The following is a 19,854-nucleotide window of genomic DNA, read 5'->3' on the forward strand; positions in this document are numbered from 1 at the left end:
CAGGCACTCGACGAAAGGAGAGAATGGAGCCCGGCGCCGACGGCAGCAGGCTCCCTATGAGTATAAACACGTCATGCCGTGGAAAAATTCCGCGCAGGCACGATAGTCTGGCGAGCAAATTACCCAGGAGTGGTCGGGGCATGGTCAGGCGTTTTCTTCCAGGGTTGATGGTTGTGCTGCTCAGCGGCTGCTCCAGTGTCAGTTACTACGGTCAATTGGCCAGCGGTCAGTGGCAGTTGCTGCGGGCCAGGGAGCCGGTGGCTCAGGTGATTGCCGACCCCTCCCGCCCTGCCTTATTGCGCGAGCACCTGGTGCAATCGCAAAAGGCGCGCACGTTCGCCAGTGAACACCTGCACCTGCCTGACAACCAGAGTTACAGGTTGTACGCCGACATCGGCCGGCCCTATGTGGTCTGGAATGTCTTTGCCACGCAGGAATTTTCCTTGTCCCCCGAAACCCATTGCTTCCCCATCGCCGGCTGTGTGGCCTATCGCGGCTATTACAACCAGGGCGCGGCGCGTGGCGAGGCTGCGTTGCTGAAGCAGCAGGGCATGGACGTCTCGATAGGCGGCGTCGAGGCGTATTCCACCTTGGGTTGGTTCAACGACCCGATCATGAATTCAATGATGAACTGGGGCGATGAACGCTTGGCCACGCTGATCTTCCATGAGCTGGCGCACCAGCGTTTCTATGTGAAGGACGACACCGAGTTCAATGAGTCGTTTGCCAATTTCGTCGAGCAGGAAGGTACACGCCAATGGCGCGCTGCGCGGGGGCTGGCGCCTGATAGCTTGTCCACGTCCAAACAGCGTGACCAGTTTATCCAGTTGGTCCTCGATACCCGTCAACGCTTGCAAACGCTCTACGCCCAACCCTTGGCTGAGGATGCGATGCGTCAGGCCAAGGCGGCGCAATTCGAGCGTTTGCGCAGCGATTACCGGCAACTGCGCGACAGCCAATGGGGCGGCGATAAACGTTATGACGCCTGGATCAACCAGCCCATGAACAATGCGCGGCTGTTGCCATTTGGGCTGTACGACCAGTGGGTGCCGGCGTTTGCGGCGTTGTTTGCGCAGGAAGGTGGGGATTGGGTGAGGTTTTATGCGGCGGTGGAACGGTTGGGAGGGTTGCCGGTGGAGCAGCGCAAGGCGGCGTTGAGGCACTTGCAAGGTGGTGGCCTTTAGGGCCATCGCAGGCAAGCCAGCTCCCACAGTTGACCGATTTTCAACATGAGAACGCTTTCAACTGTGGGAGCTGGCTTGCCTGCGATAGTTATTTTAAGGCCGCTGCAAAAATGCCTGGTGCATCTGCGCCAATGTCTCAAAATGCCAAGTCGGCGCCTCGGCATTCAATTCTTCAAAGCTGCCGAACCCATACCCCACCGCTGCCGAATCCAGCCCATTGCTGCGCGCACCGATCAGGTCATGCTTGCGGTCACCAATCATCAGGGTGGTGGCCGGGTCCAGATGCTCTTCGTTGATCAAATGGGCAATCAGCTCGACCTTATTGGTGCGTGTGCCATCCAATTCGCTGCCGTAGATCACCTTGAAGTGCTTGGCGAAATCGAAGTGCCGAGCGATCTCGCGGGCAAATACCCACGGCTTGGACGTCGCCACGTACAGCTGGCGACCTTGGCCGCTCAGGTCTTCCAACAGCGGCATCACGCCGTCGAACACACGGTTTTCATACAGGCCGGTGACCTTGAAGCGCTCGCGATAGAAATTCACCGCTTCCCAGGCCTTGGCCTCGTCAAAGCCGTAGAACTGCATGAAGGCTTGCAGCAAGGGTGGGCCGATGAAGTGTTCCAGCTTGGTCAGGTCCGGCTCATCAATGCCGAGTTTGCCGAGGGCGTACTGGATCGAGCGGGTGATGCCTTCGCGCGGGTCGGTGAGGGTGCCGTCCAGGTCGAACAGCACGGTTTGGTAGTGCAGGGTCATCGGTCGAATCCTTCAGCCAGGTGCAGGTCTTTGAGCTTCACGTAGTTCGCGGCGCTGTAGGTGAAAAAGGCGCGCTCCTTGTCAGTCAGTGGGCGGATTTGTTTAACCGGGCTGCCCACGTACAAGAAGCCGCTTTCGAGTTTCTTGCCTGGCGGCACCAGGCTGCCAGCGCCGATGATCACGTCGTCTTCCACCACGGCGCCGTCCATCACGATGCTGCCCATGCCGATCAGGATGCGGTTGCCCACGGTGCAGCCATGCAGCATGACTTTGTGGGCGATGGTCACGTCGTCGCCGATCAACAGCGGGAAGCCGTCCGGGTTAAAAGGACCGGCGTGGGTGATGTGCAGCACGCAGCCGTCCTGCACGCTGGTGCGCGCACCGATGCGGATGCGGTGCATGTCGCCGCGGATCACGGTCAGCGGCCAGACCGAGCTGTCGGCGCCGATTTCGACGTCGCCGATCACCACCGCCGAGATATCGACAAAAGCCCCGGCGCCCAGGGCTGGCGTGTGGTTCTGATAGGTGCGAAGGGTCACGATAGCCTCTCTCTCTTCTGCTGATAGCTGCGGTGGACGTTGATTGTAATTAAGATGGCCCCATCTTTGTTCTTACATGTTTCTTCAGCCAAGGTGCCAACCGTGAGCGCGAACAACCCTCTTCTGCAGTCCTACGACCTGCCGCCGTTCTCGGCGATCCGTGCCGAGCACGTCCAGCCGGCCATTGAACAGATCCTCGCCGACAACCGCGTTGCCATCGAAGGCATCCTGCACAGCCAGGGTAAAAATCCGACGTGGGCCGGCCTGGTCCTGGCCATGGACGAACTGAATGACCGCCTCGGTGCTGCCTGGAGCCCGGTCAGCCACCTCAACGCCGTGTGCAACAGCGCTGAACTGCGCGAAGCCTATGAAGGCTGCCTGCCGGCGTTGAGCGCCTACTCCACCGAGATGGGCCAGAACCGCGCGCTGTTCCAGGCCTTCGAAGCCCTGGCCAACAGCCCGGAAGCCGCCGGTTTCGATGTGGCGCAGAAAACTATCCTGGAACACTCGCTGCGTGACTTCCGCCTGTCCGGCATCGATCTGCCGCCCGAGCAGCAAAAGCGCTACGCCGAAGTGCAGAGCAAACTGTCCGAGTTGGGCAGCAAATTTTCCAACCAGTTGCTGGACGCCACCCAGGCCTGGACCAAACACGTGACTGATGAGGCCACCCTCGCCGGCCTGACCGACTCGGCCAAGGCGCAGATGGCTGCCGCTGCCCAGGCCAAAGGCCTCGACGGCTGGCTGATCACCCTGGAATTCCCGAGCTACTACGCGGTGATGACCTACGCCCAGGATCGTGCCCTGCGTGAAGAGGTCTACGCGGCCTACTGCACCCGAGCGTCGGACCAAGGCCCGAATGCCGGTCAGAACGATAACGGCCCGGTGATGGAACAGATCCTCGACCTGCGTCAGGAGCTGGCCCAGTTGCTCGGTTACGCGTCGTTCTCCGAACTGAGCCTGGCGACCAAGATGGCCGAGTCCAGTGACCAGGTGCTGAGCTTCCTGCGCGACCTGGCCAAGCGCAGCAAGCCGTTTGCCGTCCAGGACCTGCAACAGCTCAAGGCCTACGCCGCCGAACAAGGCTGCGCCGACCTGCAAAGCTGGGACAGCGGTTTCTACGGCGAGAAACTCCGTGAGCAGCGCTACAGCGTCTCCCAGGAAGCCCTGCGCGCCTACTTCCCGATCGACAAAGTGCTGGGCGGCCTGTTCGCCATTGTGCAGCGCCTGTACGGCATCGAGATCGCCGAGCAGAAAGGCTTCGACACCTGGCACCCGGATGTCCGCCTGTTTGAAATCAAGGAAAACGGCCAGCATGTCGGTCGCTTCTTCTTCGACCTCTACGCCCGCGCCAACAAGCGTGGCGGTGCCTGGATGGACGGCGCCCGCGACCGTCGCCGCACGATAGACGGTGTACTGCAAAGCCCGGTGGCCAACCTGGTGTGCAACTTCACCCCGGCTGACAGCGGCAAGCCTGCCCTGCTGACCCACGATGAAGTCACCACGCTGTTCCACGAATTCGGCCACGGCCTGCATCACCTGCTGACCCGCGTTGAACACGCTGGTGTGTCCGGCATCAACGGCGTGGCCTGGGATGCGGTGGAGCTGCCGAGCCAGTTCATGGAGAACTGGTGCTGGGAGCCCGAAGGCCTGGCGCTGATCTCCGGTCACTATGAAACCGGCGAGCCATTGCCACAGGATCTGCTGGAAAAAATGCTCGCGGCGAAGAATTTCCAGTCCGGCCTGATGATGGTGCGCCAGCTGGAATTCTCGCTGTTCGACTTCGAACTGCATGCCACTCACGGTGATGGCCGCAGTGTGGCGCAGGTGCTGGAAGGCGTGCGCGATGAGGTGTCGGTGATGCGTCCGCCGGCCTACAATCGCTTCCCCAACAGCTTTGCTCACATCTTTGCGGGTGGTTACGCCGCGGGTTACTACAGCTACAAGTGGGCTGAAGTGCTGTCGGCAGATGCCTTCTCCAAGTTCGAGGAAGACGGCGTGCTCAATGCCGAAACCGGCCGCGCCTTCCGCGAAGCCATCCTCGCGCGTGGCGGCTCCCAGGCGCCAATGGTGCTGTTCGTCGACTTCCGCGGACGTGCGCCGTCGATTGACGCACTCTTGCGCCACAGCGGCCTGAGTGAGGACGCGGCAGCATGAGTGAAGGGCCTGTGATTACCAAAAAGCAATTTATCGCCGGGGCGGTCTGCCCGGCGTGCAGTGAGCCGGACAAGCTGAAGATGTGGACCGAAGACAACGTGCCACACCGTGAGTGCGTGGCGTGCGGTTACACCGACACCTTGAATGACCAGGGTCTGTCGGTGCCCAAGGAATTGGGCACCCGGGTGAATACCTCGGCGTTGAAAGCCCCTGCGGACCCAAAAGTGCAGGCGGTGCAGTTCTTTCCTAATCCGAAGCTGAAAAAAGACTAGCCAGCGTACGCAGACCTAATGTGGGAGGGGGCTTGCCCCTGATGGTGGTGTATCAGCCAGCCTATTGGCATTGATAAACCACCATCGGGAGCAAGCCTCCTCCCACTTTTTTTGCCCGCATTTATTCGACTTAGGTCGCTGAATCGATTCTCTACATCCTTAGCCTGCTATCATTTGTAACTATTGATTGCCGCTGCGTTCTATCTCCTTGGGTCGGTTGGATCCAATTCGCTGCTGAAAAAAATCAGAAGCCGCTCCCAGAAGCGGCTGATAACCCGTGACCACATGATGAGGTGCCACCATGTCTGATCAAGATCAAGACAACCCCCGGCGTGACTTTTTGCGCAAATCCTTGACCTTGATCCCGGTGGTCACGGTTGCCAGCACCGGCCTTGGCGGTTCGATGCTGATGGCTACGCCCGAGCCGGCCCAGGCGGCGCCCGCCAAGCCTGTGGCGAGCGAAAAGGCCTACGAGCCCACGTACTTCACCGCCGAGGAATGGGCGTTTATCAACGCCGCCGTCGAGCGCTTGATCCCCGCCGATGCCCAAGGCCCGGGTGCCCTGGAAGCGGGTGCGCCGGAATACATCGACCGCCAGATGAATACCCCTTACGCCAGCGGTGCGTTGTGGTTCATGCAGGGCCCGTTCAACGCCGACGCGCCGCCGGAAATGGGCTGGCAGAGCAAACTGGTGCCCAAGGATATCTATCGCCTGGGCATTGCCGCGACGGATGCCTGGTCGAAGGCGTTCAACGGTAAGGTTTTTGCTGCGCAAGACAGCGCTACCCGAGACGATATGTTGCACCGTCTCGAAGCCGGCGGCAGTGAGGTGACCGCGCATTTTGACGCGGTGCCGCCGAAGATTTTCTTCAACCTGTTACTGCAAAACACCAAGGAAGGGTTCTTCTGCGACCCGATCCACGGCGGCAATAAAGGCATGGTCGGCTGGACCATGATCGGTTTCCCCGGCGCCCGCGCCGATTTCATGGACTGGGTGGAACGCAACGAGCAGTACCCCTTCCCGGCCGTTTCAATCCGCGGCGAGAGGGCATAAGCGTGGCGACCATCATGAAGAAAGTGGATGCAGTGATCGTAGGCTTCGGCTGGACCGGCGCGATTATGGCCAAGGAACTGACGGAAGCGGGCCTCAACGTGGTTGCGCTGGAGCGCGGCCCGATGCAGGACACATACCCGGACGGCAACTATCCCCAGGTCATCGACGAACTGACCTACAGCGTGCGTAAGAAGCTCTTTCAGGACATCTCCAAGGAGACGGTGACCATTCGTCATAGCGTGAATGATGTTGCCCTGCCTAACCGTCAGTTGGGTGCGTTCTTGCCGGGCAACGGCGTGGGCGGGGCGGGCCTGCACTGGTCGGGGGTGCATTTCCGTGTCGATCCAATTGAACTGCGTATGCGCAGCCACTACGAGGAACGCTACGGGAAAAACTTCATCCCCAAGGACATGACCATCCAGGACTTCGGCGTGAGCTATGAAGAGCTGGAGCCGTTTTTCGACTATGCGGAAAAAGTCTTCGGTACGTCCGGCCAAGCCTGGACCGTGAAGGGCCAGTTGGTCGGCGAAGGCCGTGGCGGCAACCCTTATGCACCGGATCGCTCCAACCCCTTCCCATTGGAAGCGCAGAAGAACACCGTCTCCGCACAGCTGTTTCAGAAAGCGGCGGCCAGCGTCGGGTATAAGCCTTACAACCTGCCGTCAGCCAATACCTCGGGGCCTTACACCAACCCTTATGGTGCGCAGATGGGCCCGTGCAATTTCTGCGGCTTCTGCAGTGGCTACGTGTGCTACATGTATTCCAAAGCCTCGCCGAACGTGAATATCCTGCCGGCGTTGCGCCAGGTGCCGAACTTTGAGCTGCGGCCCAATTCCCACGTGCTCAAGGTCAACCTCGACAGCACCAAGCGCAAAGCCACCGGCGTGACCTACATCGACGCCCAGGGCCGCGAATGCGAGCAACCGGCGGACTTGGTGATCCTCGGCGCGTTCCAGTTCCATAACGTGCGTCTGATGCTGCTCTCCGGTATCGGCAAGCCGTACGACCCGATTACCAATGAAGGCGTGGTGGGCAGGAACTTCGCCTACCAGAACATGGCGACCATCAAGGCGTTCTTCGACAAGGACACCCACACCAACAACTTCATCGGTGCGGGCGGCAATGGCGTGGCCATCGATGACTTCAACGCCGACAACTTCGACCATGGGCCCCACGGCTTTGTGGGCGGTTCGCCGATGTGGGTGAACCAGGCTGGCAGCCGACCTATTGCCGGCACCTCGAACCCGCCGGGTACTCCAGCCTGGGGCAGCGCCTGGAAGCGCGCCACCGCCGATTACTACACCCACCAAGTGTCGATGGATGCCCATGGCGCCCATCAATCCTACCGGGGCAACTACCTGGATCTGGACCCGGTTTACCGCGATGCCTATGGCCTACCGTTGCTGCGCATGACGTTCGACTGGCAGGAAAACGACATCAAGATGAACCGCTTCATGGTCGAGAAAATGGGCAAGGTCGCCGAGGCGATGAACCCCAAGGCGATTGCGGTGTTGGGCAAAAAGGTCGGTGAGCACTTCAATACAGCGTCCTACCAGACCACCCACCTCAACGGCGGCGCGATCATGGGCACCGACCCGAAAACCAGCGCGCTGAACCGTTATCTGCAGTGCTGGGATGTGCACAACGTGTTTGTCCCAGGCGCATCCGCTTTCCCACAAGGCTTGGGCTACAACCCTACCGGCCTGGTGGCGGCGCTGACCTACTGGTCGGCCCGGGCAATCCGCGAGCAGTACCTGAAAAACCCCGGCCCACTGGTTCAGGCATAAGGAGCGATGACCATGAAAGCACTTGTTATCGCCACCTTCGCCCTTTTCAGCAGTTGCTCAGTGAGCGCCGCCGAAACCGACGTGATCAAGCAAGGCGAATACCTGGCACGCGCCGGTGACTGCGTGGCCTGCCACACTGCCAAGGGTGGCAAGCCCTTCGCCGGTGGCCTGCCAATGGAAACCCCCATTGGCGTGATCTATTCCACCAACATCACTCCGGACAAGACCGGCCTGGGCGACTACAGCTTCGAAGACTTCGACAAGGCCGTGCGCCATGGCGTCGCCAAGAGCGGTAGTACCCTTTACCCAGCGATGCCCTACCCGTCATATGCTCGCGTCAGCGACAGCGACATGAAGGCGTTGTACACGTACTTCATGAAGGGCGTTGAGCCCGTTGCCCAGAAGAACAAGGACAGCGATATTCCGTGGCCCTTGAGCATGCGTTGGCCGCTGGCGGCGTGGCGCTGGATGTTCGCGCCGGCTGTCGAGGAGCACCCGGCGCAAGCCACTGCCGACCCGGTGATCAGCCGCGGTGCCTATTTGGTGGAAGGCCTCGGCCACTGCGGCGCGTGCCATACGCCACGGGCGTTGACCATGCAGGAAAAAGCCCTGAGCGCCACTGATGGCAACGCTTTCCTGTCCGGCAGTGCGCCGCTGGAAGGCTGGATCGCCAAGAGCCTGCGCGGTGACCACAAGGACGGCCTGGGCAGTTGGAGCGAGGAGCAACTGGTGCAATTCCTCAAGACCGGTCGCAGTGATCGTAGCGCGGTGTTTGGTGGCATGAGCGATGTTGTCGTCCATAGCATGCAGTACATGTCGGAAAATGACCTGACGGCGATCGCCCGTTACCTCAAGAGCCTGCCGGCGGTGGACCCCAAGGATCAGCCGCACCAGTACGACAAGCAGGCAGCGGATGCCCTGTGGAAAGGCGATGACAGTCAGCGTGGCGCCTCGGTGTACATCGACAACTGCGCCGCCTGCCACCGTACCGATGGCCATGGTTATACACGTGTGTTCCCGGCGTTGGCGGGCAACCCGGTGCTGCAGACGGCGGATGCCACGTCATTGATCAACATCGTGTTGAACGGCGGCACCTTGCCGGCGACCCACACGACGCCATCCACCTTCACCATGCCGGCGTTCGCCTGGCGCCTGTCGGATCAGGAAGTCGCCGATGTGGTCAGTTTCATTCGTGGCAGTTGGGGCAACAAGGGCGCGCCAGTCAACGCCAGCGAAGTGGCGGACCTGCGCAAGAACGATATGCGCACTACCTCCGGCGATGACTTGGGGCAGGTAACACAAAAGCACTGATCCTTCCCTGGCCGCCAAACGGGACTGGTCAGAAACCTTGCGCCTCGATACTGTATATAAAAACAGTATCGAGGCGCTTTCATGTCTACTCCGCTGCCACCCCGAGGCCGGGGCACGGCCACCAACCTGCATAACCGCTTTTCGCCCACGGTCAGCGTGGTCGAGGATGACGGCTGGTTCCAGGAAGTGCCGCCGACCCAGGGCACCGAAGTGCGCATAGAGACGGCCAAGACCATCATCACCCGCAACAACTCGCCGGACTTGCCCTTTGATCGCTCGATCAACCCCTACCGTGGCTGCGAGCATGGCTGTATCTACTGCTATGCACGGCCCAGCCATGCCTATTGGGACATGTCGCCGGGGTTGGATTTCGAGACCCGGTTGATCGCCAAGACCAATGCCGCCGATGTGCTGGAACAGCAACTGTCGAAGCCGGGCTACGTGTGTGCGCCGATCAACCTGGGCTCCAATACCGACCCGTACCAGCCGATCGAGCGCGAGTACAAGATCACCCGGCGAACCCTGGAAGTCCTGCTGCGCTATCGCCACCCGGTAACGATCATCACAAAAGGATCGCTGATTTTGCGCGATCTGGACCTGCTCACCGAACTGGCCCGCCAGCGACTGGTGGCCGTGATGATCAGCCTTACCAGCCTGGACGACGAACTCAAGCGCATCCTGGAGCCACGTACGGCGGCGCCCAAGGCGCGGTTGCGGGCGATCCGGGTGATGCGCGACGCGGGGATCCCGGTGGGTGTGCTGTGTTCGCCGATGATTCCGATGATCAACGACAGTGAGCTGGAAAGCCTGTTGACCGAAGCCCACGCGGCGGGTGCGCAAAGTGCGGCGTACATGATGCTGCGCCTGCCCCTGGAGGTGGCGCCATTGTTCGAGGAGTGGCTGGCGGCCCATTACCCGCAACGCGCGGCCCATGTCATGAGCCTGGTGCGCCAGGTGCGCGGTGGTGAGGTGTATGACAGCCGCTTTGGTGTGCGCATGCGTGGTGAAGGCCCGTTTGCCGATTTGCTCGCCCAGCGCTTCAGCAAGGCGATCAAACGCCTGGGGCTCAACCGGCGAGAAGGCTTCAACCTGGATTGCAGCGCTTTTTGTCCACCCGGCAGACAGATGGCTTTGTTGTAGACTGAACGGGCGGAATGCCCTGGTGTTGTAGGGATAGTCGCGTTTTGACATCACTGAAACCCGCGTCCTAGAGCGGTTCATTCAGTTTGAGTTAAGTTTCGACGGTTACCTTGTTCAGCGAGTGACTGATGAGTCGGCACTCTGGCCCCTGGCGTTTTACAACTTTTCCACTGGCCAAGCGTCGAACTGACCTGAAAACTCCCCTGCATTAATCAAGAGGATGAATCATGAGTGACAAGGATAAACAGCCGTTGGCTGCGTCGGCTTCTGCCTCTCCAGTGGCGGAAACCGCCGATGCAGCGCTAAAGCATATCGTTGACGGCTTTTTGCATTTCCATCACGACGTCTTCCCGCAGCAGGAAGAACTCTTCAAGAAACTCGCCACGGCCCAGAGCCCACGGGCGATGTTTATTACCTGCGCCGACTCGCGCATCGTGCCTGAGCTGATCACCCAAAGCTCCCCGGGCGATCTGTTTGTGACGCGTAACGTCGGTAACGTCGTACCGCCTTATGGGCAGATGAACGGCGGTGTTTCCACGGCCATCGAGTACGCCGTCCTTGCCCTGGGCGTGCAGCACATCATCGTTTGCGGGCACTCCGATTGCGGCGCTATGCGTGCGGTCCTCAACCCCGCCAGCCTGGAGAAGATGCCAACCGTCAGGGCCTGGCTGCGACACGCTGAGGTGGCCAAGTCCATGGTCGAAGACAACTGCGACTGCGCCAATGAAGGCGAGAGCATGAAGGTGCTGACCGAAGAAAACGTCATCGCCCAACTGCAGCATTTGCGTACCCACCCTTCCGTGGCTTCGCGCATGGCCAATGGTCAGCTGTATATCCATGGCTGGATCTACAACATCGAGACCAGCGAAATCCGCGCCTACGATGCCGACCAGTCGGCGTTCCGACCGTTGGGCGGCGACGGGCCGATCCCTTGCGCGACGCCTAAAGCGCGCTTCTAACACACTTCCCTGCCGGGTAAAGCGGTGGCTGCCATGGACGCAGCCAGGCTTTACCGCGCCCGGCGAATGCCTCGGGAGAGTCATCATGCGTGCTGCTCAATTGAAAGCTGTATTGCCACGGGAGCTGCTCGCTTCCGTGGTTGTGTTTCTGGTTGCCCTGCCCTTGTGCATGGGCATCGCGATTGCCTCTGGCATGCCGCCCGCCAAGGGCCTGATCACCGGGATCATCGGCGGCCTTGTGGTGGGTTGGCTGGCGGGCTCGCCGTTGCAAGTCAGTGGTCCGGCGGCCGGTTTGGCTGTATTGGTATTCGAACTGGTGCGCCAGCACGGCATGCTGATGCTCGGGCCGATCCTGTTGCTGGCGGGCTTTCTGCAGCTGGTAGCCGGGCGTCTGCGCCTGGGCTGCTGGTTTCGCGTCACGGCCCCGGCGGTGGTGTACGGCATGCTGGCAGGGATTGGCGTGCTGATTGTGCTATCCCAGATTCACGTGATGCTCGACGGCGCGCCCAAGCCCTCGGGGCTGGACAACCTGGCAGGCTTCCCGGCGGCGTTGGCGGAGGCGATCCCGACCCTGGGCGGTGGCCTGGGCTGGCAGGCGGGATTGCTCGGGTTGTCGACGATGCTGGTGATGTACGTCTGGGATAAATTCCGCCCACAGACGCTGCGCTTTGTACCCGGCGCCTTGTTGGGTGTGGGCCTGACCACCGTGGTCAGCCTGATGCTGGCGTTGCAGGTCAAGCGCGTGGAAGTCCCGGAAAATCTTGCCGATGCCATCGATTGGCTGCGCCCCAGCGATCTGTTGAATCTTGCAGATCCTCAACTGTTGATTGCCGCGTTTGCGGTGGCGTTTATCGCGAGTGCCGAAACCCTGCTCTCCGCCGCGGCGGTGGATCGCATGCACAGCGGTCAGCGTTCTGATTTCGACAAGGAATTGTCTGCTCAAGGTGTAGGCAACATGCTCTGCGGCCTGGTGGGTGCCTTGCCGATGACCGGCGTGATCGTGCGCAGCTCGGCCAACGTACAGGCCGGTGCTACCACGCGCCTGTCGGCGATGTTCCATGGCCTGTGGCTGCTGGCGTTCGTGCTGTTGCTGTCGAGTGTGCTGCAGAGCATTCCGGTGGCGAGCCTGGCGGGCGTGCTGGTGTACACCGGTATCAAGCTGGTGGACGTCAAGGCATTCAAGGCATTGGGACGCTATGGGCGGATGCCGATGTTCACCTATGCGGCCACGGCGCTGGCGATCATCTTTACCGACCTGCTGACCGGCGTGCTGGTGGGCTTCGGCTTGACCTTGGTCAAGCTGGCGTTCAAGGCTTCGCGGCTCAAGGTCAGCCTGATCGACTTGCCCCAGGAGGGCGAGATGGAGCTGCGCCTGACCGGTGCGGCGACCTTTCTGAAAGTGCCGGCGTTGACCCAGGTGCTGTCCACGGTACCGGCGGGCAGCACTGTGCATGTGCCGCTCAATAACCTGAGTTACATCGACCATTCCTGCCTGGAGCTGCTCGAGGAATGGGGGCGGGCCAATGCGGCCAAGGGCTCGAAGCTGGTGATCGAGGCGCGCGGGTTGAAGCGCCGGTTGGAAGGTCGGGTGCGGACGACGACGGGGATAGGCTCAGCACCAGCCTGAAGCGCAGATAACCCCTGTAGGAGCCGGCGTGCCGGCGATGAAGCCCGCAAGATCACTTAGGTTCAAGGGCCTCATCGCTGGCAAGCCAGTGCCTACAACGGGGGATCAGGCAGGCTGGTCCAGCGCCAACTCAACCCCCAGCTGTCGCGACAGGCACGGCCAGCGCTTCCACGCGGCTTCCGTGTCCGGGCTCTTGAGCTGTTCGCGATAGGTCTCGACCGACTCCAGCGCAAAGCTGTCTTCGTTGAGCATTTCATCCACCGCGTGATGCACCGCTTCATCCAGTTGGTTGGCGAAGGTTTCGCCGATCAGCTGGTGGGCGATGACATTGGCCACGGTGGTGTCGGCCGGAATCAACGGCTGGCCAAAATGCTTGATGTACAGATCGTTGACCTCTTCGACCAGGCGATGAGCCAGGTAGGCCTCATCCAGCAGGCCGTCGAGCCCTTCGTGGCCGGCGAGGATGGCAGGCGGTTGCAGGAAGAAGTGCTCGGCAATTTTCAGCACCGGCTTGATCTGGCTTTCGATACCCGCCTCGCGGGCCACATCGTTGGCGGCGTCCAGCAAGTCCGGGACCAGGTCGATGTAGGCGGTGACAAAGCGAGTCATGACAATGTTGCGATCACCGTCAGCCAGGGAGATGGCCGAATGCAGGTGCGGCAATTGTTTTTCCAGTTGCTGGGCAAGCTGGCCCGTGCTGGCTTCGTGTTGATGGGCACGGGAAATCTGCTCGCGCAATGCGGCGGTGTTCATGAAAGCTCCAGTGATGCAGGCGTAGGAAAAGGGAGAGGATAAGGTAGCTCGTTTATACGAGAGCTTAAGACGCATTTGTCATAATTATTTCATGGTTATGCGCCTGCGTTATATCCTATTGCCATCGTTCGTCGGATAAACGATTCCGCACCCGGTTTTATTAGCCCCGACCGGTCATTTTTGCTCATTTGCCCCTACACATTGCGGGGTTGCAGAGCCTGTCTATACTCGGATTTGTACGCGATTAGCTGATGACGCCAGACTGCATAAGCAGGCAAGGCTAAGCGGTTGTAAGCAGTATGGAAGCCGCTCCCTTCGACGCAGGTGCAAACCGGCGGGATAACAAGAACGATAAGGGGAACCCGCAATGATGCGACATCCACACGTTTGGATGGGCCTCCTGTTGTGGTCAGTATTCGGCCAGGCACATGCCGCCTGGACAACGAATATGGCGCCAGGGGCGACAGAAGTCAGTCACGCTGTGTTCGACCTGCACATGACCATATTCTGGATCTGTGTGGTGATCGGCATCATCGTGTTTGGCGCGATGTTCTGGTCGATGATCGTTCATCGCCGGTCCACGGGGCAGGTCGCGGCCAAGTTCCACGAAAGCACTACCGTGGAGATCCTCTGGACCGTCGTGCCCTTGCTGATCCTGGTCGCGATGGCCATTCCGGCGACCAAGACCCTGATCAATATCTACGACAGCAGTGAATCGGATATCGATATCCAGGTCACCGGTTACCAGTGGAAGTGGCACTACAAATACCTGGGCCAGGACGTGGAGTTCTTCAGCAACCTGGCCACGCCCGCCGAGCAGATCCACAACCAGGCCACCAAGGGCGAACACTACCTGCTGGAAGTCGACCAGCCACTGGTGTTGCCGGTGGGCGCCAAGGTGCGCTTTTTGGTGACGGCTGCCGACGTGATCCATTCCTGGTGGGTGCCGGCGTTTGCGGTCAAGCGCGACGCCATCCCCGGCTTCGTCAACGAGGCCTGGACCCGTATCGAGAAGCCTGGCATCTACCGTGGCCAGTGCGCCGAACTGTGCGGCAAGGACCACGGGTTCATGCCCATCGTGGTCGAGGTCAAGTCCAAGGCCGACTACGACACTTGGCTCGGCGAGCGTAAGGAAGAGGCCGCCAAGCTCAAGGAACTCACCTCCAAAGAGTGGACGCTGGAAGAGCTGGTGGCCCGTGGCGACAAGGTCTACCACACCACCTGCGTGGCCTGTCACCAGGCCGAGGGCCAGGGCTTGCCGCCAATGTTCCCGGCGCTCAAGGGTTCGAAAATCGCGACAGGGCCAAAAGAAGGCCACCTGAGTCTCGTCTACCACGGCAAGCCGGGCACCGCGATGGCGGCCTTTGGCAAGCAGCTTTCGGAAGTGGATATCGCCGCCGTGGTGACCTACGAGCGCAATGCGTGGGGCAACAACAAAGGCGACATGGTCACGCCTAAAGACGTGCTGGCCATCAAGCAGGCGGAAAGCAAATGACCTACCTCAAGGCGTTTACCTCGACCCGCCCCGCCCACTCGCTTGCAGGAGAACGGCCATGAGCGCTGTGATCGATGACCATGGTCACGCCGACCATGCCCACGGCCCCGCCAAGGGGTTGATGCGCTGGGTGCTGACCACCAACCACAAAGACATCGGCACCCTGTACTTGTGGTTCGCTTTCACCATGTTTTTGCTCGGCGGCTCGTTCGCCATGGTGATCCGCGCCGAACTGTTCCAGCCCGGCCTGCAGATTGTCGAGCCGGCGTTCTTCAACCAGATGACCACCATGCACGGCCTGATCATGGTGTTCGGCGCGGTGATGCCGGCGTTCGTCGGCCTGGCCAACTGGATGATCCCGCTGATGATCGGTGCGCCGGACATGGCCCTGCCACGCATGAACAACTTCAGCTTCTGGCTGCTGCCGGCGGCGTTCCTGCTGCTGGTCTCGACCCTGTTCACCCCCGGCGGCGGGCCGAATTTCGGCTGGACCTTCTACGCCCCGCTCTCTACCACCTATGCGCCGGAAAGCGTGACGTTCTTCATCTTCGCCATCCACCTCATGGGCATCAGTTCGATCATGGGCGCGATCAACGTGGTCGCGACCATCCTCAACCTGCGCGCACCCGGCATGACGTTGATGAAAATGCCGTTGTTTGTCTGGACCTGGCTGATCACCGCGTTCCTACTGATCGCGGTAATGCCGGTGCTGGCGGGTTGCGTGACCATGATGCTGATGGACATCCACTTCGGCACCAGCTTCTTCAGTGCGGCTGGCGGTGGTGACCCGGTGCTGTTCCAGCACGTGTTCTGGTTCTTCGGCCATCCTGAGGTGTACATCATGATCCTGCCGGCTTTCGGCGCCGTCAGCTCGATCATCCCGACCTTCTCGCGCAAACCGCTGTTCGGCTACACCTCGATGGTCTACGCCACGGCGAGCATCGCGTTTTTGTCGTTCATCGTGTGGGCGCACCACATGTTCGTGGTGGGCATCCCGCTGGTGGGCGAGTTGTTCTTCATGTACGCGACGCTGCTGATCGCCGTGCCGACGGGGGTGAAGGTGTTCAACTGGGTCAGCACCATGTGGCAGGGCTCGCTGACCTTCGAGACGCCGATGCTGTTCGCCGTGGCCTTCGTGATCCTGTTCACCATCGGTGGCTTCTCCGGGCTGATGTTGGCGATTGCGCCGGCGGACTTCCAGTACCACGACACCTACTTCGTGGTAGCGCACTTCCATTACGTACTGGTGCCCGGCGCGATCTTCGGCATCTTCGCCTCGGCCTACTACTGGCTGCCGAAATGGACCGGCCACATGTACGACGAAACCCTGGGCAAGCTGCACTTTTGGCTGTCTTTCGTGGGCATGAACATGGCGTTCTTCCCCATGCACTTCGTCGGGCTGGCGGGCATGCCGCGCCGGGTGCCGGACTACAACCTGCAGTTCGCCGACTTCAACATGGTGTCGTCGATTGGTGCGTTCATGTTTGGCGCAACGCAGATCTTCTTCCTGTTCATCGTGATCAAGTGCATCCGTGGCGGCCCGCCGGCGCCGGCCAAGCCGTGGGATGGCGCCGAAGGGCTGGAGTGGAGCATTCCTTCGCCTGCGCCGTACCACACGTTCACGACGCCGCCGGAGGTGAAATGAACACTTTGGTGCAGGCCGACACGGTCTCCTTTGGGAGCTGGCTTGCCTGCGATGAGGGTGTGGCAGTGAGTAGATTCGGTGCCTGGCACACCGCTATCGCAGGCAAGCCAGCTACCACAGAAAATCAAAAGCGGGGTGGTCGCCATGGCTGAGTCCGTGCCTATCAAGCGCCTGGTTACTCGGCTGCTCATCCTGGTGGTGGCGATGTTCGCCTTCGGCTTTGCCCTGGTGCCGATCTACGACGTGATGTGCAAAGCGTTCGGTATCAATGGCAAGACGGCCGGGCAGTACGAGGGTGAACAGGTTGTCGACGCTTCACGCCAGGTGCGGGTGCAGTTCCTGTCCACCAACGCCATCGACATGGTCTGGGATTTCTACGCCAATGCTGACGAAGTGGTGGTCAACCCGGGCGCGGTGACGGAGATGTTGTTCGTGGCCCACAACCCCACCGACAAACCCATGACCGCCCAGGCCGTACCGAGTATTTCCCCGGCCGAAGCGGCGATGTACTTCCACAAGACCGAGTGCTTTTGCTTCACCCAGCAAGTACTGCAGCCGGGCCAGCGCATCGAAATGCCGGTGCGCTTCATTGTCGACCGCGACATGCCCAAGGATGTGAAGCATTTGACCCTGGCGTACACGCTGTTTGATATCACTGCGCGCCAACCGCCCGTGGCTGCTCATACCGGCGGCTAGCTACTGTTTGGGGCTCAATCAGGAGAGCGAATACATGTCGACTCATGATACGTACTACGTACCAGCGCAAAGCAAATGGCCAATTATTGCCACGATTGGCATGCTGGTCACGGTGTACGGCCTGGCCGTGTGGTTCAACGACCTGAAGGCGGCGCGCCCGGAATCCCACGGCCCGTGGATCTTCTTCGTCGGCGGCCTGCTGGTGGCCTACATGCTGTTCGGCTGGTTTGGAGCGGTAATCAAGGAAAGTCGCGCCGGGTTGTACAGCGCGCAGATGGACCGATCGTTTCGCTGGGGCATGAGCTGGTTCATCTTTTCTGAAGTGATGTTCTTTATCGCGTTCTTCGGAGCACTGTTTTACGTGCGGCACATGTCCGGCCCGTGGCTAGGGGGCGAAGGGCACAAGGGCATTGCGCACATGCTGTGGCCGAACTTCGAGTTTGCCTGGCCGTTGCTCAACAACCCCGACCCGAAAATGTATCCCGCGCCGGAGGGCACCATCAGCCCCTGGGGCCTGCCATTGGTCAACACCATCTTGCTGGTGAGTTCCAGCGTGACCATCACCATCGCCCACCATGCGCTGCGCAAAGGACATCGCGGTGCGCTGAAGATCTGGCTGGCGATCACAGTGTTGTTGGGCCTGGCATTCCTGGGGTTCCAGGCCGAGGAGTACATCCACGCCTATAAAGAGCTGGGCCTGACCCTGGGCTCGGGCGTGTATGGCGCGACGTTCTTCATGCTCACCGGCTTTCACGGCGCCCACGTCACCATCGGCACGATCATTCTGTTCGTGATGCTGATGCGCATCCTCAAGGGGCATTTCAACGCCGAGCACCAGTTCGGCTTCGAGGCGGCCAGTTGGTATTGGCACTTTGTGGATGTGGTGTGGATCGGGCTGTTTTTCTTCGTCTATGTGCTGTGAGCCGACTTACCACGGCGCATGAGAAACCAATTGGCCGCTGAAAAACCCCCAGGTGATCAAACCCAGTGTGATCACGGCCAGTACCACACGCACGGTCAGGGCGTTGACGAGGCGATTGGAGTTGCCCTCGTCCTTGACCAAGAAGAACAAGCCACTGAACAGACTCACAACGGTCGCGATCAGCATCAGGGCAATGGCGGCTTTGAGCATGGTCTGGCTCCAATGGGATGGGCGGGCAATGAAAACAAGTATAGCCAGCGCCGCAAAACGCTTTCGTCCAGGGATCGCACCTACCTTAGTGGTGCTGGTACTGCTGCCGTTGATGGTCGGCCTGGGGTTCTGGCAACTGTCTCGCGGCCATGAAAAACAGCTGCTGGTGGACAGTTATACCGAGCGGCGCGCGGCGGATCCGATCAGCAGTGTGCAACTCAACGACAGGGCTGACCCGGCCTTTCGCCGTGTGCGCTTGCGCGGGCAATTCGATCCCGAACACAGCGTTTTTCTCGACAACCGCATGCGCGACGGCAAGGCCGGCGTTGAGCTGCTGCAACCTTTCCATGACCAGGCCAGCGGCCTGTGGCTGTTGCTCAATCGCGGTTGGTTGCCCTGGCCGGACCGGCGCACGCCACCCGTTTTCAGCACGCCTGAGCAACCCTTGAACCTGGATGCCTGGGTGTATGTCGCCCCCGGTGAAACCTTCCAATTGCACGCCGACCCGGCGGGTGCGCAATGGCCGCGCTTGCTGACAGCGCTGCACCCTGCCGCGTTGTGGGCAGAGCTGGGGCGCAGCGGCTTTGCCTACGAGCTGCGGGCCGAAGCCGGCCCTGGCACCTACGAAACCACTTGGCCGATCGTGGCCATGGGGCCGGAAAAACACTTGGCGTATGCCGTGCAGTGGTTCGCCATGTCGCTGGCCCTGCTGGCGCTTTATCTCTACCTCGGATGGCACAACAAAAAGGAGAAGCCCCATGGGAGCGGCCATGAATCCACTCAACATGTCTGAGGTGCCTGACCGGCGCAAAGGCCGTTGGCAACTGATTCTGATCCTGATGATGGTGATCGGCCCGATGGCGCTGGCCACCTTCATGTACAAGCTGCAGTTCTGGGTGCCGGAAAGCCGCAGCTACCACGGTGAGATGATCGGCAACGGACAGACCCGCGCCGACATTGGCGTGCAGGCCGATGAGCAACGTTGGCAACTGCTGGTGACCGCGCCCGCCGCCTGTGCTGCCGATTGCCAGCAACTGGTGTACCTCGCGCGGCAATTGCAGATCGGCCTGGGGCGCGATGCCTCCCGCGCCAGCCATGCCTTGGCCAGTGCGCAGCCGCTGGGCAGCGACTATGACGCCAAGCTCAAGGTCGAATACCCGCAACTGCAACGCTTCCCGCTGGACCTGTCGACCTTCAGCAAAAACGCCGGAGCACCGGGCGATGCACAGCTTTGGATCGTCGACCCCCACGGCAACCTGGTGCTGCGCTACGACGCCAAGGTCAAGGGCAAGGACTTGCTCAACGACCTGCGCCACCTGCTGAAACTGTCCAACATCGGATAAGGGCATCGTC

At 60.7% G+C, this 19,854-nt stretch carries 19 protein-coding genes; 15 read left to right on the forward strand and 4 right to left on the reverse strand.

Annotation, left to right across the window (positions count from 1 at the left end; translation table 11 throughout):
• Positions 1-140 precede the first annotated feature (140 nt).
• Positions 141-1,184: an aminopeptidase gene (locus tag KUA23_RS00230; RefSeq protein ID WP_214497102.1), complete on the forward strand. Its 1,044-nt coding sequence runs from the start codon at positions 141-143 to the stop codon at positions 1,182-1,184.
• A gap of 93 nt (positions 1,185-1,277) precedes the next feature.
• Here KUA23_RS00230 and KUA23_RS00235 read toward each other — a convergent pair whose 3' ends face one another.
• Both KUA23_RS00235 and KUA23_RS00240 read right to left on the reverse strand, forming a co-directional pair.
• Positions 1,278-1,937 carry an HAD family hydrolase gene (locus KUA23_RS00235; protein ID WP_078046229.1) on the reverse strand — a complete coding sequence of 220 codons (660 nt, stop codon included), beginning with the start codon at positions 1,935-1,937 and terminating at the stop codon, positions 1,278-1,280.
• Positions 1,934-2,476 (reverse strand): gamma carbonic anhydrase family protein, encoded by a 543-nt coding sequence (locus tag KUA23_RS00240; protein ID WP_016978759.1) that lies wholly within the window; start codon positions 2,474-2,476, stop codon positions 1,934-1,936. Before KUA23_RS00240 ends, KUA23_RS00235 begins: the two co-directional genes overlap by 4 nt.
• Before the next feature lie 54 nt (positions 2,477-2,530).
• Here KUA23_RS00240 and prlC point away from each other — a divergent pair, with 54 nt between their 5' ends.
• From prlC to KUA23_RS00280, 8 genes are all read left to right on the forward strand, one after another.
• Entirely contained in the window at positions 2,531-4,630 is a 2,100-nt protein-coding gene (gene prlC / locus KUA23_RS00245) for an oligopeptidase A (RefSeq protein WP_177409482.1), read from the forward strand.
• Positions 4,627-4,902 (forward strand): YheV family putative zinc ribbon protein, encoded by a 276-nt coding sequence (locus KUA23_RS00250; protein WP_010207776.1) that lies wholly within the window; start codon positions 4,627-4,629, stop codon positions 4,900-4,902. Before prlC ends, KUA23_RS00250 begins: the two co-directional genes overlap by 4 nt.
• A gap of 301 nt (positions 4,903-5,203) precedes the next feature.
• Positions 5,204-5,956 (forward strand): gluconate 2-dehydrogenase subunit 3 family protein, encoded by a 753-nt coding sequence (locus KUA23_RS00255; protein ID WP_078046232.1) that lies wholly within the window; start codon positions 5,204-5,206, stop codon positions 5,954-5,956.
• 2 nt (positions 5,957-5,958) lie between these two features.
• Positions 5,959-7,743 (forward strand): GMC family oxidoreductase, encoded by a 1,785-nt coding sequence (locus KUA23_RS00260; protein WP_078046233.1) that lies wholly within the window; start codon positions 5,959-5,961, stop codon positions 7,741-7,743.
• A gap of 12 nt (positions 7,744-7,755) precedes the next feature.
• The gene (locus tag KUA23_RS00265) at positions 7,756-9,054 is read left to right on the forward strand and encodes a cytochrome c (protein ID WP_252993275.1); all 1,299 of its coding nucleotides are present in this window, start codon (positions 7,756-7,758) and stop codon (positions 9,052-9,054) included.
• 81 nt (positions 9,055-9,135) lie between these two features.
• The gene (locus KUA23_RS00270; RefSeq protein WP_078046235.1) at positions 9,136-10,194 is read left to right on the forward strand and encodes a PA0069 family radical SAM protein; all 1,059 of its coding nucleotides are present in this window, start codon (positions 9,136-9,138) and stop codon (positions 10,192-10,194) included.
• 227 nt (positions 10,195-10,421) lie between these two features.
• On the forward strand, positions 10,422-11,153 hold the full coding sequence (locus KUA23_RS00275) for a carbonic anhydrase (protein WP_078046236.1): 732 nt from the start codon (positions 10,422-10,424) through the stop codon (positions 11,151-11,153).
• Between the two features lie 85 nt (positions 11,154-11,238).
• Positions 11,239-12,780 (forward strand): SulP family inorganic anion transporter, encoded by a 1,542-nt coding sequence (locus tag KUA23_RS00280; protein ID WP_078046237.1) that lies wholly within the window; start codon positions 11,239-11,241, stop codon positions 12,778-12,780.
• A 105-nt stretch (positions 12,781-12,885) separates the two neighbouring features.
• On the opposite strand, the gene KUA23_RS00285 is transcribed toward KUA23_RS00280, so the two are convergent.
• Positions 12,886-13,533 (reverse strand): hypothetical protein, encoded by a 648-nt coding sequence (locus KUA23_RS00285; RefSeq protein WP_099493310.1) that lies wholly within the window; start codon positions 13,531-13,533, stop codon positions 12,886-12,888.
• Positions 13,534-13,900: 367 nt separating this feature from the next.
• On the opposite strand from KUA23_RS00285, the gene coxB reads away from it, so the two are divergent.
• The 4 genes from coxB to KUA23_RS00305 all read left to right on the forward strand — a co-directional run bounded on the left by coxB (position 13,901) and on the right by KUA23_RS00305 (position 18,291).
• The gene (gene coxB, locus KUA23_RS00290; protein WP_078046239.1) at positions 13,901-15,028 is read left to right on the forward strand and encodes a cytochrome c oxidase subunit II; all 1,128 of its coding nucleotides are present in this window, start codon (positions 13,901-13,903) and stop codon (positions 15,026-15,028) included.
• A gap of 58 nt (positions 15,029-15,086) precedes the next feature.
• Complete coding sequence (gene ctaD / locus KUA23_RS00295; protein ID WP_078046240.1) at positions 15,087-16,673, forward strand: cytochrome c oxidase subunit I; 1,587 nt, start codon at positions 15,087-15,089, stop codon at positions 16,671-16,673.
• Positions 16,674-16,817: 144 nt separating this feature from the next.
• Positions 16,818-17,369 carry a cytochrome c oxidase assembly protein gene (locus KUA23_RS00300; RefSeq protein WP_252993276.1) on the forward strand — a complete coding sequence of 184 codons (552 nt, stop codon included), beginning with the start codon at positions 16,818-16,820 and terminating at the stop codon, positions 17,367-17,369.
• 34 nt (positions 17,370-17,403) lie between these two features.
• Positions 17,404-18,291, forward strand: a complete 888-nt coding sequence (locus KUA23_RS00305; protein ID WP_252993277.1) for a cytochrome c oxidase subunit 3 — start codon at positions 17,404-17,406, stop codon at positions 18,289-18,291.
• 6 nt (positions 18,292-18,297) lie between these two features.
• Here the strand turns inward: KUA23_RS00305 and KUA23_RS00310 are convergent, their stop codons facing one another.
• Complete coding sequence (locus KUA23_RS00310) at positions 18,298-18,501, reverse strand: twin transmembrane helix small protein (RefSeq protein WP_252993278.1); 204 nt, start codon at positions 18,499-18,501, stop codon at positions 18,298-18,300.
• Positions 18,502-18,529: 28 nt separating this feature from the next.
• Here KUA23_RS00310 and KUA23_RS00315 point away from each other — a divergent pair, with 28 nt between their 5' ends.
• The gene (locus tag KUA23_RS00315; RefSeq protein ID WP_252993279.1) at positions 18,530-19,294 is read left to right on the forward strand and encodes an SURF1 family protein; all 765 of its coding nucleotides are present in this window, start codon (positions 18,530-18,532) and stop codon (positions 19,292-19,294) included.
• The gene (locus KUA23_RS00320; RefSeq protein ID WP_078050842.1) at positions 19,260-19,844 is read left to right on the forward strand and encodes a hypothetical protein; all 585 of its coding nucleotides are present in this window, start codon (positions 19,260-19,262) and stop codon (positions 19,842-19,844) included. Before KUA23_RS00315 ends, KUA23_RS00320 begins: the two co-directional genes overlap by 35 nt.
• Positions 19,845-19,854 lie beyond the last annotated feature (10 nt).

The sequence above is a fragment of the Pseudomonas pergaminensis genome (assembly GCF_024112395.2).
In the GTDB taxonomy this organism is placed as follows: Bacteria; Pseudomonadota; Gammaproteobacteria; order Pseudomonadales; family Pseudomonadaceae; genus Aquipseudomonas; species Aquipseudomonas pergaminensis.